Raw genomic sequence first — 15,041 nt, forward strand, 5'->3', positions numbered from 1 at the left:
GGAGGATTTGAACGATTCGAAGATCCACCTGCCAACGGCAGGTTAGCTGAGAGAGTTCCCTCCGGAAAGCGACACTTCGGAGACAAAAGCATAAAATCGTATACTTATACAAAAAATACTTATTCAATAGCCTGTAAAAGCCCCGCTGATTGCCCAGCGGGGCTTCGATATTCACGTTAAAATTGTGCTGCTTCTGTGGAGTTCGTAAGTGCCAGTGTAGAAGAAGTTCCGCCGGAGATTACCTGGGATACTTCATCAAAGTAGCCTGTGCCTACCTCTCGCTGATGGCGTGTAGCTGTGTAGCCGTCCTGCTCAGAAGCGAATTCCGCCTGCTGCAGCTTGGAGTAGGCAGCCATGCCGTTATCTTTATAGTCAAGCGCCAGCTCAAACATACTGTGGTTGAGCGCATGGAAGCCGGCAAGCGTTACGAACTGGAACTTGTAGCCCATTTTTCCAAGCTCTCTCTGGAATTCCGCAATCGTTGCTTCATCAAGCTTCTTTTTCCAGTTAAAAGATGGAGAACAGTTATAGGCAAGCTTCTTTCCCGGGAATTTTGCATGGATGGCCTCTGCAAACCGGCGTGCCTCCTCCAGATCCGGCTCACTCGTCTCACACCAGAGCAGGTCTGCAAACGGTGCATAGGCAAGACCGCGGGAAATTGCCTGTTCTATGCCGGGATTTGTGCGGTAAAAGCCTTCAGCTGTCCGCTCTCCTGTCAGAAACTCATGATCATATGGATCGATATCACTTGTGATCAGGTTTGCTGCATTCGCATCTGTCCGGGCAATGATAACAGTCGGAACATCCATTACATCCGCCGCAAGCCTTGCAGAAATAAGATTTCTTACTGCTACCTGCGTTGGCTGCAGCACTTTCCCACCAAGGTGCCCGCATTTCTTTTCAGAAGAAAGCTGGTCTTCCAGGTGCACCCCGGCTGCTCCTGCTTCAATCATCTGCTTTGCAAGTTCAAATACGTTTAACGGACCTCCAAATCCCGCTTCCATATCCGCTACAATCGGAGCGAACCAATGTGTGTCTCCCCCACCTTCTGCCGTCTGAATCTGGTCTGCACGCTGGAAGGTCTGGTTTATTTTCTTTACTACATTCGGCACGCTGTTTGCCGGATACAGACTCTGATCCGGGTACATCTGTCCGGAAAGGTTTGCGTCCGCAGCTACCTGCCAGCCGCTCAGATAGATTGCTTTCAACCCGGCTTTCACCTGCTGCATCGCCTGATTCCCAGTCAGTGCCCCTAACGCATTAATGTAATCTTCCTCTTCCATAAGCCTCCACAGGCGTTCCGATCCCATCTGCGCCAGTGTATGCTCTATTTTCACGGAACCGCGCAGTTTCAATACTTCCTCGGGAGCGTATGGACGCTCCACCCCTTCAAAACGCTGCTGCTCCCATGTTTGTATAAGCTCTTCTCTTTGACCCATAATATCTCTCCTCTTCTGTATTATACAGTTTATTTTTTATTTATATGTTATATAACAGTAACCTCAAAAAAATTTAATCGATATATGCACAGCACTGCAGTGCATCTTTCTCAGTGTCATATTCCATCGTACAGCAGCGGCAGATGTGTCCCGGTTCCGGCTCCGGCTTGCGGAAAACGATGATATCTTCTTTTTCTTTTACGTGCAGCTCCTGGTGTTCATTGATGTCAATTTCCATTACTTCATCGCCGTAAACGAACATGGTTTGACGGAGCTCCTGCTCTGTTCTCCCACTGTTCTTCTGCTGCTCTACCCACTTTTGTACCAATTCTTTCGCTGTTGTTCTCTGCTTCGTCAACATATCCATTCACACCTTCCCGTTTTTTTAATTAACCATTTCTCCTGTACGCTGTGCTGCTTTAAATTCTTTTCTTCTGCGGTGCAGAATCGGTTCCGTATAGCCGCTTGGCTGATTTTTTCCGGCGAGCACCAGCTCCAGTGCTGCCTGAAAAGCAATCGAACTTTCTGTATCAGGTGTCATCGGCGTATAGGCCGGGTCCCCTTCATTCTGCTGATCAACGAGTTTTGCCATCTTTTTCATGACTGCTTTCAGCTCCGCTTCCTTCACAATGCCATGCTGCAGCCAGTTCGCCATATGCTGGCTGGAAATACGAAGTGTTGCGCGGTCTTCCATCAGTTCTATATCATCGATGTTCGGCACTTTCGAACAGCCGATTCCCTGCTCTACCCAGCGGACGACGTAGCCAAGAATTCCCTGCGCATTATTCTCCAGTTCCTGCTGTATTTCTTCCTTCGACCATTTCGGTGTTTCCTCAATCGGAACTTCCAGCATCTTGTTTTCTGGAGCAGTTTCCGTGAGTTTCACTCTTTGTATGTCTCTTGCATCAAGCTGATGATAGTGAAGCGCGTGCAGGGAAGCTGCGGTAGGTGACGGAACCCAGGCAGTATTTCCACCGGCGGAAATTTGTCCGCTTTTCTGTTCCATCATCTGCTTCATTTCTTCCGGCATCGGCCACATTCCTTTTCCTATCTGGCCTTTTTCATGAAGACGAGTGTTTAATCCCGTCCACACATTGGAAACTTCGTAGCTTTGGAGCCAGCTGCTTTCCTTCATTTCATTTTTGCGGATCATCGGCCCTCCGAGAAAAGAAGTGTGAATTTCATCTCCTGTGCGGTCAAGGAAGCCGGTGTTGATAAAGAAGATGCGGTCCTTCACCTCTTTGATGCACTGTTTTAAATTAAGAGAAGTCCGGCGTTCTTCATCCATCACGCCAACTTTAATTGTATTTGCCGGAAGCTGATAAAGTGTTTCGATTTTCTGCATCAGCTTGTTCGTCAATGCCACTTCCTGTGACCCATGCATTTTTGGTTTCACGATATAGATCGATCCGGTCTTAGAGTTTTGATAGCGCCCGTTTTTCCTCACATCATGTACTGCAATCAATGAGGTTACGACACTATCCACAATTCCCTCTGAAACCTCTTCCCCCGCTGCTGTCTGCAGCATTTCTGTTGTCATTAAGTGTCCCACGTTTCTAATGAGCAGAAGTGACCTGCCTGAAAGAGTCAGCATTTCTCCAGATGGAGCTGCGTATTCCCTGTCTTCTGCAAGGCTTCTTCTGACTTCTTTTCCTCCTTTGTTAAAGGAAGCTGTGAGATCTCCTTTTATTAACCCAAGCCAGTTCCGGTATACTTCCAGCTTGTCTTCTGTGTCCACAGCTGCGACGCTGTCTTCTGCATCGACAATCGTCGTTGTTGCTGATTCCACTAAAATGTCTTTCACACCTGCTTGATCCGTTTTTCCGATCGGATGTCCACGGTCTATTTGAACTTCCGCATGCATTTCATTATTTTTTAAGAGCAGTGCTTTGGGTGCATTTTCTTCCCCCTGCCAACCGGCAAACTGTTCTTTTTGCAGTACCGTTTCCTCCCCCTGTACTAATACAGCAGTGAGTGTATTGTTCCTGACCAGATATTCCGTTACATCCTGGTGGCTTCCACTTTCCAATGGAAATGTTTCGTCTAAAAACTGCTTTGCATAGGCAATTACTTTTTCGCCCCGCTCCGGGTTGTAGGCGCTGCCTTTTTCCACCGGGCTTAAAACGTCTGTTCCATAAAGGGCATCGTATAAGCTGCCCCAGCGGGCGTTCGCAGCATTAATGACATACCTCGCATTGTTCAATGGAACTACAAGCTGCGGGCCTGCCTGCGCAGTAATTTCAGTATCTACCTTCTCTGTGCCGACTGTGAAATCTTCCACCTCTGGTTCCAGGTAGCCGATCTCTTTTAAAAACTCCCGGTACGTCGAAAGTGATGGCACTCCCGGGTGTTCGCTGTGCCATTGATCCAGCTGCTGCTGCAATTCCTCCCGCTTATGCAGGAGCTGTTTAATCTCCGGCTGCAGCTCTCTGACAATTTCATCGATACCTTCCCACAGTGCTGCGGGTTCTACCCCAGTGCCCGGCAGGACTTCTTTTTCAAGAAACTGTTTCAGTTCGTTTTTCATAAATAAAGAACTGATGGACGTAAACCCTTCCATAAAAAACCTCCTTTACATTTGTGCAAATGACCTGATGCAGTTTCTTTACTGTTTTATAACAGTTGATGTTTATGAAACTTATTATATAACAATGAATCTGAATTGCAACAGTATTTTTTAATTTTTTTTGAAATTTTTTGATTAAGTAACGAAAGTGATTATTATGCCGCGACTTTTCAGCACAAAAAAATCTTAAGGAAAAAAGTTTCAGTCCATAGTCGTTGCTGCAGCTGTCGTTATATTCTGATTCATCTATGGTGTACCAGCTTCTCCTGACTCTTCCTCCTTTCTGCAGACATAAAAAATCCCCCGGAAAATATTCCGGGGGAGGCATTTTATTTATGCAGGCTCTGCATTGCAGTAATCAGTGCCAGTTTATAGACATCTTCCTGGTTACAGCCGCGTGACAAGTCATTTACCGGCTGATTCAGTCCCTGCAGAATCGGGCCGATTGCCTCGTAACCGCCCAGCCGCTGTGCGATTTTATAGCCGATGTTTCCAGCTTCCAGGCTTGGAAAAATAAATGTGTTTGCTTTTCCTTCCAATGGAGAGTCCGGTGCTTTCTGTGCCGCAACGCTTGGCACAAATGCTGCATCAAACTGAAACTCGCCGTCTATCATAAGTTCTGCGTCTTTTTCTTTTGCTAATCTCGTAGCTTCTATTACACGTTCTGTTTCTTCACTTTTGGCAGAGCCTTTTGTGGAAAAGCTCAGCATCGCTACTTTTGGATCAATGCCGAAAACTTTTGCAGTTTTTGCAGCTTCCACTGCAGTTTCTGCAAGATCCGAGCTGTCCGGCGAAATATTAATCGCACAGTCTCCGAAAATGTAGCGCTCATCATTTTTTACCATGACGAATACGCCGGAAGTTTTCTTCACACCTTCTTTTGTTTTAATAATCTGCAGTGCCGGACGGACTGTATCTCCCGTAGAGTGCGCAGCACCGCTTACAAGACCTGCTGCTTTCCCTGTATAAACGAGCATTGTACCGAAATAGTTCGGTGTTTTTAAAATCTTTTCTGCTTCTTCCTTTGTGTTCTTTCCTTTTCTTCGTTCCACAAAAGCTTCAACTAATTCTCCCATTCCTTCATAAGTTTCAGGGTTCATTATTTTCACTTTGGAAACGTCCGCTCCAACTTCTTCTGCCTTTTCTTTTATATCTTCTTCATTACCAATCAGAATCGGCTGCAGTGTTCCTTCTGCCTGCAGGCGTGCAGCTGCTTCTAAAATCCTTTCATCGGTTCCTTCCGGAAAAACAATGGTTGGATTGGCTTCTTTTACTTGTTCCTTTATTGTTTTAAACATATCGGTCACAGGAATTCCTCCTTCAAATAGTTGCCTTATTACTAGCATACCCGTTCTGCTGCAATAAATAAAACGTTGAAAAGGCTTACGGAGGAAAGTTTTAATTTTCAGAATCCTGCTGACAAGAAGATAGGGATGATGTATACTAAAGACCAATTAATGAATGAATGTTCAGTCATTATTTATAGGAGGGGTATTTATGCTGCTGGAACCTTTTTATCTCGGGTCATTAAAGCTCCGAACGCGTGTCATGATGGGGTCGATGCACGTCGGTCTGGAAGGACTGGACCGAGGAGAAGAACGCTTGACAGAATTTTATCGAAGACGCGCCCAAAACGACGTGGGGCTCATTGTTACCGGTGGGGCTGCAGTCTGTCCGGAGGGCAGCGGCGGGGGCAAGGATTTTATGACAATTTATAAAGAGGAAGATGTCACACGGTGGCAGCCGTTAACAGAAGCTGTGCATGAAGAAGGCGGAGCAATCGCACTGCAGCTGTTTCACGCGGGACGTTACGCTTATAAAGCACAGACAGAGCTTGATCCTGTTGCTCCCTCTGCTATCCGCTCCCCGATCAATCCGGATACGCCGCGCGCTTTATCTATAGAGGAGATTGAGCAGACAATTGAAGATTTTGCAGCTGGAGCTGTACGTGCAAAGCAGGCTGGATTTGATGCGGTGGAAATTATGGGTTCTGAAGGATACTTAATTAATGAATTCGTTTCCCCTGTCACAAACCAGCGAACGGACGAATGGGGTGGGACACTGGAAAACCGGCTGCGTTTCCCGATTGCAATAATGAAAGCGGTTAAAAAAGCAGTCGGCAGTGACTTTCCCGTTATCTTCCGAATGTCCGGCGTGGATTTAATTGAAGGCAGTACGACAGAAGAAGAAACAATTACCTGGGCAAAAGCGCTCGAAGCAGCTGGTGCAGATGCACTCAATATCGGCATCGGCTGGCATGAGTCCCGCGTTCCTACAATATCTATGAAGGTGCCCCGCATGCAGTTTGTTCCTGTCGCGGAAAAACTAGCGCCGCATGTAACCGTTCCAGTGATCGCAAGCAACAGGATTAATAACCCCGGGGATGCAGAAGATATCCTGCAGCGTGGTGCGGTGCAGATGATTTCCATGGCTCGCCCATTCCTTGCAGATCCGGCGATTTTAACGAAAGCAAAACAGGGCGCCTATGAAGAAATTAATACATGTATCGCCTGCAACCAGGCGTGCCTGGATCATGTATTTGAAGGAAAAGCAGCCACCTGCCTTGTAAATCCGGAAGCAGGACGGGAGCTCGATCTGCCGCTTTACCCTTCTGCCTCACCCAAAAAAGTTGTGGTGATCGGCGCTGGGCCGGCCGGAATGGAGACTGCACGGGTCGCAGCTGAAAGAGGCCATACTGTGACGCTCGTTGATGAGAGAAACGAAATCGGCGGACAGCTGAATTACTCCAAGCGCATTCCTGGAAAAGAAGAATTTTATGAAACACTCCGCTATTTTCGTGTGCAGCTGGAAAAGCTTGGTGTCGAGGTACAGCTCGGCAAAACAGTTACAGCTGAAGATCCGCTGCTGCTTTCTGCAGATGAAGTTGTTCTTTCTACTGGGATTATTCCGAGAAATCCCGAGCTTGACGGACTGAAGCATGCCCTTTCCTATAAAGACGTTTTCGATGGGAAAGTCCCTGTCGGGAATAACATTGTAATTATTGGCGGCGGCGGTATCGCATGTGACCTCGCACTTTTCCTGGCTAAGAAAGGAAAAACTTCGCTCACGTTACTGCAGCGAGGAAAGTCTTTTGCGAGAGGAATCGGAAAAACAACGCGCTGGGCAACAATTATGGAAATGAAGCAGAAAGGCATTCGTATGATCGGCGGTATTGAAGAATATCACCGGATTGAAAAAGATAAAGTCGTCTATACGTTAGACGGGGAAGAATTAAGCGCTGCCTGTGATACTGTGATAATTGCCGCGGGTCAACTGGTCAACCATTCTCTTGGAGAAGAACTCCGCGCCAAAGGAATGAATGTACACATTATCGGCGGTGCAAAGGATGCGCTTGGATTAGATGCGAAAAGAGCAATCTACGATGGAGCTGTCACTGCGCGATCTATATAAATTAAGGCTATGTTAAAGCCGATGTTGATATAAGAAAAGCTTGTATAGAAGCAATATCTTTCTAGTGTTTCGCAAAGAGCAAACGAAGCGAAAACCGGTGACACCTGTTTAGAGAGTGAGCATTGCTCCGCTCGACCAGCAGTCATTTTCACCAAGTGCATGAAGATGACTTTAAAATCATTTGGTCGACTGCGCCAGTGCACTGTGAAAATGCACACCGCCTCTGGAAGATTCCGCAGTGCAACGAGGGAGCGGAGGAGCTCGTCCACGGCAGGTCCGTTGCAGCAAAGTTTTCTCTTATCAACAATGAGCATTAACAGAGCTAAATCAAAAGGAGGAACACCTGAATGACGAAAAGTGTATTGTACAGCGTGGATAATAAGACCGCGACCATCTCCATGAACCGTCCGGAAGTAAAAAATGCGATTAACAAAGAGATGCATGAGCAGCTTTATGATGCTTTTTCAAAAGCAAACGAAGATCCGGCTGTAAACATTATACTATTTACTGGAACAGGAGACGCTTTTTCCAGCGGGGCCGATTTAAAAAGCATCCCGGTGGAATCTTTCGCTTCATTTGACCATGGGGAATATCTGGAGGAAACCTATAACCGCCTGCTTTACTTGATGGACCGGATTGAAAAACCGATTGTTGCTTATATAAACGGAATTGCTGTCGGAGCCGGTCTCAGTCTTGCACTTGCCTGTGATTTTCGTTATGCAGATCCGAAGGCAGATTTCGCGCTCAGCTTTTTGAAAATAGGGCTTGTTCCTGACGCGGGCGCTTCCTATTTTCTGCCGCGTCTTGTCGGCCTGGCCAAAGCAATTGAACTTGGCACCGGAATTACAATAGATTCAGAAGAGGCCAAGCGTATCGGACTGATTAATGGTATTGGCTACCCTGCATCCTTCTTGGCGCAGCTCGTCCACGCCCCGCTTCCGGCCTATGGGTTAATGAAAAAAAATATGAAAGCAGGCTTCGAAGCACCTCTGGAAGATATTCTTGAAAAAGAAGTGAAAGCGCAGCGTATTGCCGGAAAATCGCGTGCCCATCAAAAAGCACTGCAGGCATTTCTGCAGCGTTCGAAGTAATGTAAATTATATAAAAACACTCCGCTTATTTTTCGACAAATAAGCGGAGTGTTTTGTATTTTTATTGCTCCATTCTCGGTCTTACACTTTCTTCTGCTTGATTTAATGCTTCTTCAGGCGTTTGACTCTGCTCTCTCACGACATCAAACATAACGTTCGAATCGATCTCGTCCAGTACATCCGGCGTGTAAGGCGTAATATTTACTCCTTCTACTTCATCTCTGATATCCAGAAGAAGGTCAAAGATATCATCATTAAAGTAATCGTAAAATTCATTATCTGCCAGGATCTCCTCGGAATCCCAAACGTCCCATCGTGGAGGGTCAAAACCTAATTGTGTCCATAAGTTAATATTTCCTTCTTCAGACAATTTAGCAAAATATAAAAATTCTTTTGCTAAATCTACGTGTTCCGACTGACTCGTAATGGCAGTTCCAGTGCCTCCCATACCTACCGTCCTTGCGTCACCCTCTTCAAAGACCGGCATTGGGCGGATCTCCATTTGTCCTTCCAGGTCAGGCATATACTCAAGAAAATCAGACATATAAAACAGCGGCATAATAGCAGATGCTGCGCCTCCATTATTCATAAAGCCATAATATTCTTCCGTGTGACTATGACTACCTGGAGTAATTTCTGCAATTTCATGTTCATTGACTAAGTCAGAAACAAATTGGAGTGTTTCAACGTTCGTTTCGTTCGCTAAAGTAAGCTCTCCTTCGTCATTGAAAAAGTCAGATCCCTGCTGCGCTACAAAAGGCCAGATTCCATACCAGTTAGTGGAGATCGTCGTCATCGGAACCCCCGCTGCTTCTACCACCTGCTGACCAGCTTCAATATAGTCATCCCAGGTTACAATAGAATCAATATCCACTCCAGCCTCATCCATAATTTCTGTATTATAATAAACTACTGTAGCCCCTAAATGGGTAGGCGCCCCATAATATTCACCGTCTGCAGCATAAATATCAAATCTTTCTGTAATAAAGTTGTCGATTTCATCTTCCACCAGATCATTCAAAGATTCTAATTGAATATCTCCTGTTAAGAAATTAGGAAAACGCGCCAGCTCAATATCAACAATGTCCGGAGCTTCAGAACCTGACTGAAGGGCCAGCAGTAAATTATTGTGCATCTGATCAAAAGGATAAATTTCAGCTGTTAATTGTATCGCATTATCTGGGTTTTCTTCATTCCATCTATTTGCCGCATCTTCAAAAAATGTTGCATGATTACTGGCAAACGTCCAAAAACTTAATTCTGTGGCTCCTTCAATATCATCACCAACTACTACAGTTTCTTCTGCTTCACCTTCTGCCGCATTTCCATTTCCATTTCCAGCATTATTGTTACCTTCGTTATTTTCGCTGCTCCCGTCTCCACCACAAGCTCCTAAAAATAATAACGCAGCCGCTGACATGCTGCATAAGTACGCTCTCTTCATACAATTTCCTCCTTTGTAATTGATAACGCTTCCAAAACTTAGTTTACTGAATTTATTAACTATTTAAATACATCCTACTCAAATTATTCGTATAAGTCAATAATTCTCCTTAAAAAGTTTATTGATTGTACTAATAGGTTTTATTTTACGAAACAATTTGATATAAATTTATGGTACAGGTATTCTAACGACCCTGAAACATTGGTCCTAAAGTGCCTGAAAGTAAGTTTAAACAATAAACAATTATACGTATGAATTTCCAGAAAAAAACTAGTGCATGGTTTTTTATAAAACTTACTTTAGCCGATTTTGCTTTTGTTCCTTATCTTGCTTTTAGTTTTACATTTAATTTACACCTGTCTCCGTGTAATTTTTGTTTTATGAATGTTTTTAGTATAATAGACGTTGTGCGCCTAATAAGATTTTATACAGAGGAAACGGAGTGAATCACATGGCAGAACCAGCAAAAACGCTTGATGGATGGTATTGTTACCATGACTTTCGAACAATAGACTGGCCGGCTTGGAAGCAGCTTTCTTCCGAGGAGCGTGACTCTATTTTAAAAGAATTTTTAACGATGGTAGAAACTTGGGATGCAACACAAGCCAAGTTTGAGGGCAGCCATGGTATTTATTCTATTCTTGGTCAAAAGGCAGATATTATGATTCTCTGGCTGCGTCCTACGATGGATGAGTTAATGGAATTGGAAGGTGCTTTTAACAAAACACGCCTGGCGGAATTTACAAAACCCGCTTATTCTTATGTATCTGTGGTGGAGCTGAGTAATTACCTTCCTTCAGATAAAGATCCGGCTCAGGATCCTGAAATTCAGGCACGCTTGAAGCCGATCCTGCCAAAATGGAAGTATGTATGCTTCTATCCTATGGATAAGCGCCGACAAGGAAATGATAACTGGTACATGCTCTCTATGGAAGACCGTTCTTCTATGATGCGCAGCCACGGGATGATCGGCCGCCAATATGCAGGTAAAGTAAGACAGATCATTTCAGGATCTGTCGGCTTTGATGACTGGGAATGGGGCGTGACGCTCTATGCGCACGATGTACTGGAGTTTAAAAAGCTTGTTTATGAAATGCGCTTTGATGAAGTGAGTGCCCGCTATGGGGAATTCGGTACGTTCTACGTGGGACAGACGATGGATGAAGACGACATCAAACCATTTTTCGCAGTACAGGAATAGTATACTGGGGTACTTTCCCACCTAAAAAAGCAGAGTCTCCCTAGAGGCTCTGCTTTTTCCAGAGTGTTTATAAAGTAAGAAATCTTGTATTTTTATAATTTTTATGTATAAGGTTCTCCACCGCTTACCGGTGGAAGCTTGCCGACCGGTCTTCAGCTATTTCTCCTGCCCTTGGGGCAGAAGAAAGGATCTTCAGACTACGCTTCAATCCCACTGGCGTCACCACCGGACGCTATGGAGAATAGGTTTTTATAGAAAAAGCTGCGCTTGTACTGGAGATACTATATAAAATCTAATCCTCTTTTTTCTCAGCTGCAGTCGCAGAAGGTCGACTCCGGGAGGATTTAGAACGATTCGAAGATCCACCTGCCAGAGGCAGGTTAGCTGAGAGAGTTCCCTTCGGAAAGCGTACCTTCTAAGGCAAAGCATAAAAGTGCATACTTATACAGAAAAAATACTTTTTCAACAGCCTGAAATAAGCAGAGTCTCCCTAGAGGCTCTGCTTTTTCTTTGGTTATTCTACAAAAGCGGCGATAATAAGCAGTACCCATCCGACGAGAAACGCTACACCGCCGATAGGTGTAATTGCGCCCAGTACGCGGATGCCTGTTAAGCTCAGTGCGTACAAACTTCCGGAAAAAATAATAATTCCTATAAAAAAGGACCACCCTGCTCCGTGCAGCAATCCATTCGAGGAAAGATGCTGTGTTAAAATCGCTACTGCTACGATGGCAAGCGCGTGAATCATATGATACTGCACACCCGTTTCGAAGGTCGCCGTCCGGCCTGTTTCTTCCAGCTTTGCGGCAAGCGCATGCGCGCCGAATGCTCCGATAGCTACAAATAAAAATGACATTACTCCACCTAAAATTAAAAACAATTTCATCCTATAAAACGCTCCTATCTTTGTTTACTGCAATCATTTGGCATACTTTTTCTTATCTTTTATACTAGAGAAAACTTATATCCTGGGAGGTTTGAATATGAACAGCAGCATTTTTGTCCGATCTTACAGTCCTGCAGATTATCCAGCACTTCTGCAAATCCAGAAAGAAGCTTTTCCTCCCCCGTTCCCGGAAGATCTCTGGTGGTCCAAAGATCATATCAAAGCTCACACAGAAACTTTTCCGGAAGGGGCCATGATCGCTTTTGACGGCGAAGAAGCAGCAGGCTCCTCCACCGCTCTTCTCACTGCGTTTACCAAGGAGGATCATACCTGGGACGAAGTTGCAGATAACGGTTATATACGTCAATCTCATGACCCGCAAGGTGATACACTTTACGGCATTGATGTATGTGTCCGCCCTGCCTTCCGCGGCAGAGGCATCGCCGGTGCTCTGTACGAAGCCAGAAAACAGCTTGTACGCGAACTCGGTTTAAAACGTTATGTCGCCGGATGCCGCATACCTGAATTTCATAAACATGCAGATACTTTAGATGTACATGCCTTTATTAAGGAAGTAGAAGCAGGAAATGTTTATGACCCTGTCCTTTCTTTTATGCTGAAACAGGGGCTGCAGGTGCTCCGCCCGATTCCCGGCTATCTGGACGATGAAGAATCTCTCCATTATGGTGTTCTGGTAGAATGGAAGAATCCTGATTATCGCTAAAAATCCAGCAGGCTGTCGCTTTTGGGTTCATCGCCTTCATCATATATAGATGTTTTTTTCGGCGACTGCCTCACTGGAGCCGCCGGATTTTGGCTGGGACGTATATCTTCTACTGAAGCATGCTGCAGATTTTCTGTTTTATAATATGTGCCCGTATGCTTTGTTTCCAGCAGTAGATCACAGTAGGTTTTGAGTGACTGTGCATGATCCCGGTAGGAAGACCCTTTCTGCGGCTGATCAATGCTTGCTTTTAAGCGTGCAAGCTCCGCTTCCATTTTCTCAATTACCAGCTTTGCAGGAATATCCACTTTTATCCCGCTCCTTTCTCAGCTTTATTTTACTCTTTTCCTGCTGAAAACAAAACCTTCCTGCAGCAGAAAAAGGCTGCCCAATATAAGGACAGCCTTTTTCTGTTTATTTTATTGCATGTTATCTATTACTGAATCGGGCGGCTGTTGTCCTGGCCGGTGCTTTCAGAAGAATCCGATCCTTCGCTGGTAAGTTCCTCTTTCGCTTCCCCTACCTGAGAGCCGACTTCTTTTAACTCTTCGCCGATATTTTTTGCAGAAGAAAGTGTTTTTTCTACATCTTCTTTTACTTCTTTCGCCTGGTCAAACACTTCATTGTTCGCTTTGTCATATAAGTTCTGCAGGTCGCCTACAGTATTTTTTAAGATGTCTGCCGCAGATTCTACGCGCTCCATAATCTGATCTTTCGTACCCTGTGGATCGTTTCTGACCTCTCCTGCCATTCTCATCGTGGAATCTTTCATTTCCGTGGTAGTGTCAATTACCTTTCTGCGTGCATTGGAATCCAGCATTACAGCAGCTACACCGATTAAAGCTCCTGCCGCCATTCCTGTAAGCAGTTTTTTCCCTGCGCTTCCTTGACCTTGATTTTGATTATCCATATTGATCCCTCTCCTTCTTTATATTGTTTCAGAATTTTTATATGCCTTTATAATAGTTAAGGTTCCACCCTTTGATAATTTTTAAACAAGAACTTCTTTTCTCTTCCATTTTCAAGCGCGCAATTCATCCATGTTTTACTGGGAAATCTACAATTCACAGTCGGGCTGGAAAAGAATTCTTCCTGCCCCTGCCGGGTGTTACAGAAGCGCTGAATTTCTAAGCCAATGATTTACGGTATTAAAATCCTTATTTTTGATGTGCTTTTCGGAACTTTTGTCATGCCAAGACATCCTCGACCGCAATAATACCCATAAAATTGTTTGAAACAGCACAGTTGCGTGAACTAGTTAAAGAGATACAGTAAAAAGTCCAGAGGAGAAAGGAGTGGTAATATGTTTTTTGATAATTGGGAAGGTATTTATAGAACTGTTATTATTGCTGTTTTAACATATCCTGTGCTCATTCTGATGCTGAGAGCCTCCGGCAAAAGAACATTGTCGAAAATGAATATGTTCGATTTTATTATTACGATTGCTCTTGGCTCAACAGTAGCTACTATACTGTTAAACGCTGATGTTTCCTATGTAGAAGGACTTACAGGATTAGCCATACTTATTTTTCTGCAATATATTGTTACCTGGTTTTCAGTGAGATCGGCTTCATTTAATAAAATGATAAAAGGAGACCCCCGCTTGCTTTACTATAAAGGAGCGTTTATTGGAGAGGCAATGCGCAAGGAGCGGATGAATGAGGATGAAATTAAGCAGGCGGTGCGGAAAAATGGAAAAGCTTCTTTTGAAAAGGTCGAGGCAGTCGTTCTCGAAACAGATGGTTCACTATCAGTAATCGAATCCGGCTCGGGAGAAAAAGAAACTGTAATAAAAGATTTAAAAGGAGAGTAAATTTGATCTCCTCGCAAACTTACCGAAGACAGCATTCATAAAAGACTTTCGCTGAATCTTTCCATACAAAAAAAGAGAAGGCGCTCTGTTTTTTGATCACAGAGCGCCTTCTTTTTTATTAGGCTACCTTGAAAATAAAAGTTCTGCTAAAAAGAAGTAATACTGCTGCTTCACTTTCGGAGAGGCTTACCCAAGGGCTTGTTCTCGACTAATTTTGACGGAAAGAACGTCCGCCAAAATGGATTCTCCAACTGCGCTGATCCTTTGGGTGTCCTCTCCTTCGTTACACAGCAGTATTAATTTTCATACTTCATGGTGCAAAAATTTTGCATGAGTGTCTCTGTTAAAGTCTGAGGCTCTTACGCGTAAAAAGTGAATTTATTTTTATGGTTATTAATTTCCAATCGTTCTTATGCTCAAAAAGCCTTGAGTAAAGGTTTAAACAGTCAAAGTTAATTGGTTAAAT

General features: G+C 44.4%; 13 protein-coding genes. 5 read left to right on the forward strand and 8 right to left on the reverse strand.

Annotated elements, in window-relative coordinates; all coding sequences use genetic code 11:
• Positions 1-176: 176 nt before the first annotated feature.
• The 4 genes from aceA to pta form a co-directional block, all read right to left on the reverse strand.
• Entirely contained in the window at positions 177-1,439 is a 1,263-nt protein-coding gene (aceA, locus tag BLP92_RS17560) for an isocitrate lyase (protein WP_090844677.1), read from the reverse strand.
• A gap of 73 nt (positions 1,440-1,512) precedes the next feature.
• A complete protein-coding gene (locus tag BLP92_RS17565) occupies positions 1,513-1,800 on the reverse strand; it encodes a hypothetical protein (protein ID WP_139148975.1) in 288 nt (95 codons plus the stop codon).
• Between the two features lie 24 nt (positions 1,801-1,824).
• Positions 1,825-3,999 (reverse strand): malate synthase G, encoded by a 2,175-nt coding sequence (locus tag BLP92_RS17570; RefSeq protein ID WP_090844683.1) that lies wholly within the window; start codon positions 3,997-3,999, stop codon positions 1,825-1,827.
• A 335-nt stretch (positions 4,000-4,334) separates the two neighbouring features.
• Positions 4,335-5,312 (reverse strand): phosphate acetyltransferase, encoded by a 978-nt coding sequence (gene pta / locus BLP92_RS17575; protein WP_090844685.1) that lies wholly within the window; start codon positions 5,310-5,312, stop codon positions 4,335-4,337.
• A gap of 190 nt (positions 5,313-5,502) precedes the next feature.
• Between pta and BLP92_RS17580 the strand changes: the two genes are divergently transcribed.
• Together BLP92_RS17580 and BLP92_RS17585 are read left to right on the forward strand one after the other, a co-directional pair.
• Positions 5,503-7,416, forward strand: a complete 1,914-nt coding sequence (locus BLP92_RS17580) for an oxidoreductase (RefSeq protein WP_090844688.1) — start codon at positions 5,503-5,505, stop codon at positions 7,414-7,416.
• Positions 7,417-7,763: 347 nt separating this feature from the next.
• Positions 7,764-8,507 (forward strand): enoyl-CoA hydratase/isomerase family protein, encoded by a 744-nt coding sequence (locus tag BLP92_RS17585; RefSeq protein WP_090844691.1) that lies wholly within the window; start codon positions 7,764-7,766, stop codon positions 8,505-8,507.
• Positions 8,508-8,568: 61 nt separating this feature from the next.
• Here BLP92_RS17585 and BLP92_RS17590 read toward each other — a convergent pair whose 3' ends face one another.
• Positions 8,569-9,951, reverse strand: coding sequence for an ABC transporter substrate-binding protein (locus BLP92_RS17590; protein ID WP_090844694.1), 1,383 nt, complete (start codon positions 9,949-9,951; stop codon positions 8,569-8,571).
• Positions 9,952-10,402: 451 nt separating this feature from the next.
• Between BLP92_RS17590 and hemQ the strand changes: the two genes are divergently transcribed.
• Positions 10,403-11,152, forward strand: coding sequence for a hydrogen peroxide-dependent heme synthase (hemQ, locus tag BLP92_RS17595; protein WP_090844697.1), 750 nt, complete (start codon positions 10,403-10,405; stop codon positions 11,150-11,152).
• 514 nt (positions 11,153-11,666) lie between these two features.
• Here the strand turns inward: hemQ and BLP92_RS17600 are convergent.
• On the reverse strand, positions 11,667-12,038 hold the full coding sequence (locus BLP92_RS17600; RefSeq protein ID WP_090844699.1) for a DUF423 domain-containing protein: 372 nt from the start codon (positions 12,036-12,038) through the stop codon (positions 11,667-11,669).
• A 97-nt stretch (positions 12,039-12,135) separates the two neighbouring features.
• On the opposite strand from BLP92_RS17600, the gene BLP92_RS17605 reads away from it, so the two are divergent.
• Positions 12,136-12,762, forward strand: coding sequence for a GNAT family N-acetyltransferase (locus BLP92_RS17605; protein WP_090844701.1), 627 nt, complete (start codon positions 12,136-12,138; stop codon positions 12,760-12,762).
• On the opposite strand, the gene BLP92_RS17610 is transcribed toward BLP92_RS17605, so the two are convergent.
• Both BLP92_RS17610 and BLP92_RS17615 read right to left on the reverse strand, forming a co-directional pair.
• Positions 12,759-13,070 (reverse strand): YwdI family protein, encoded by a 312-nt coding sequence (locus BLP92_RS17610; protein ID WP_090844704.1) that lies wholly within the window; start codon positions 13,068-13,070, stop codon positions 12,759-12,761. The two genes, BLP92_RS17605 and BLP92_RS17610, sit on opposite strands and share 4 nt — an antisense overlap.
• Before the next feature lie 128 nt (positions 13,071-13,198).
• Complete coding sequence (locus tag BLP92_RS17615) at positions 13,199-13,672, reverse strand: YtxH domain-containing protein (RefSeq protein WP_090844707.1); 474 nt, start codon at positions 13,670-13,672, stop codon at positions 13,199-13,201.
• A gap of 393 nt (positions 13,673-14,065) precedes the next feature.
• On the opposite strand from BLP92_RS17615, the gene BLP92_RS17620 reads away from it, so the two are divergent.
• On the forward strand, positions 14,066-14,575 hold the full coding sequence (locus tag BLP92_RS17620; protein WP_090844709.1) for a DUF421 domain-containing protein: 510 nt from the start codon (positions 14,066-14,068) through the stop codon (positions 14,573-14,575).
• Positions 14,576-15,041 lie beyond the last annotated feature (466 nt).

Source organism: Alkalicoccus daliensis (assembly GCF_900103955.1).
Lineage (GTDB): Bacteria > Bacillota > Bacilli > Bacillales > Salisediminibacteriaceae > Alkalicoccus > Alkalicoccus daliensis.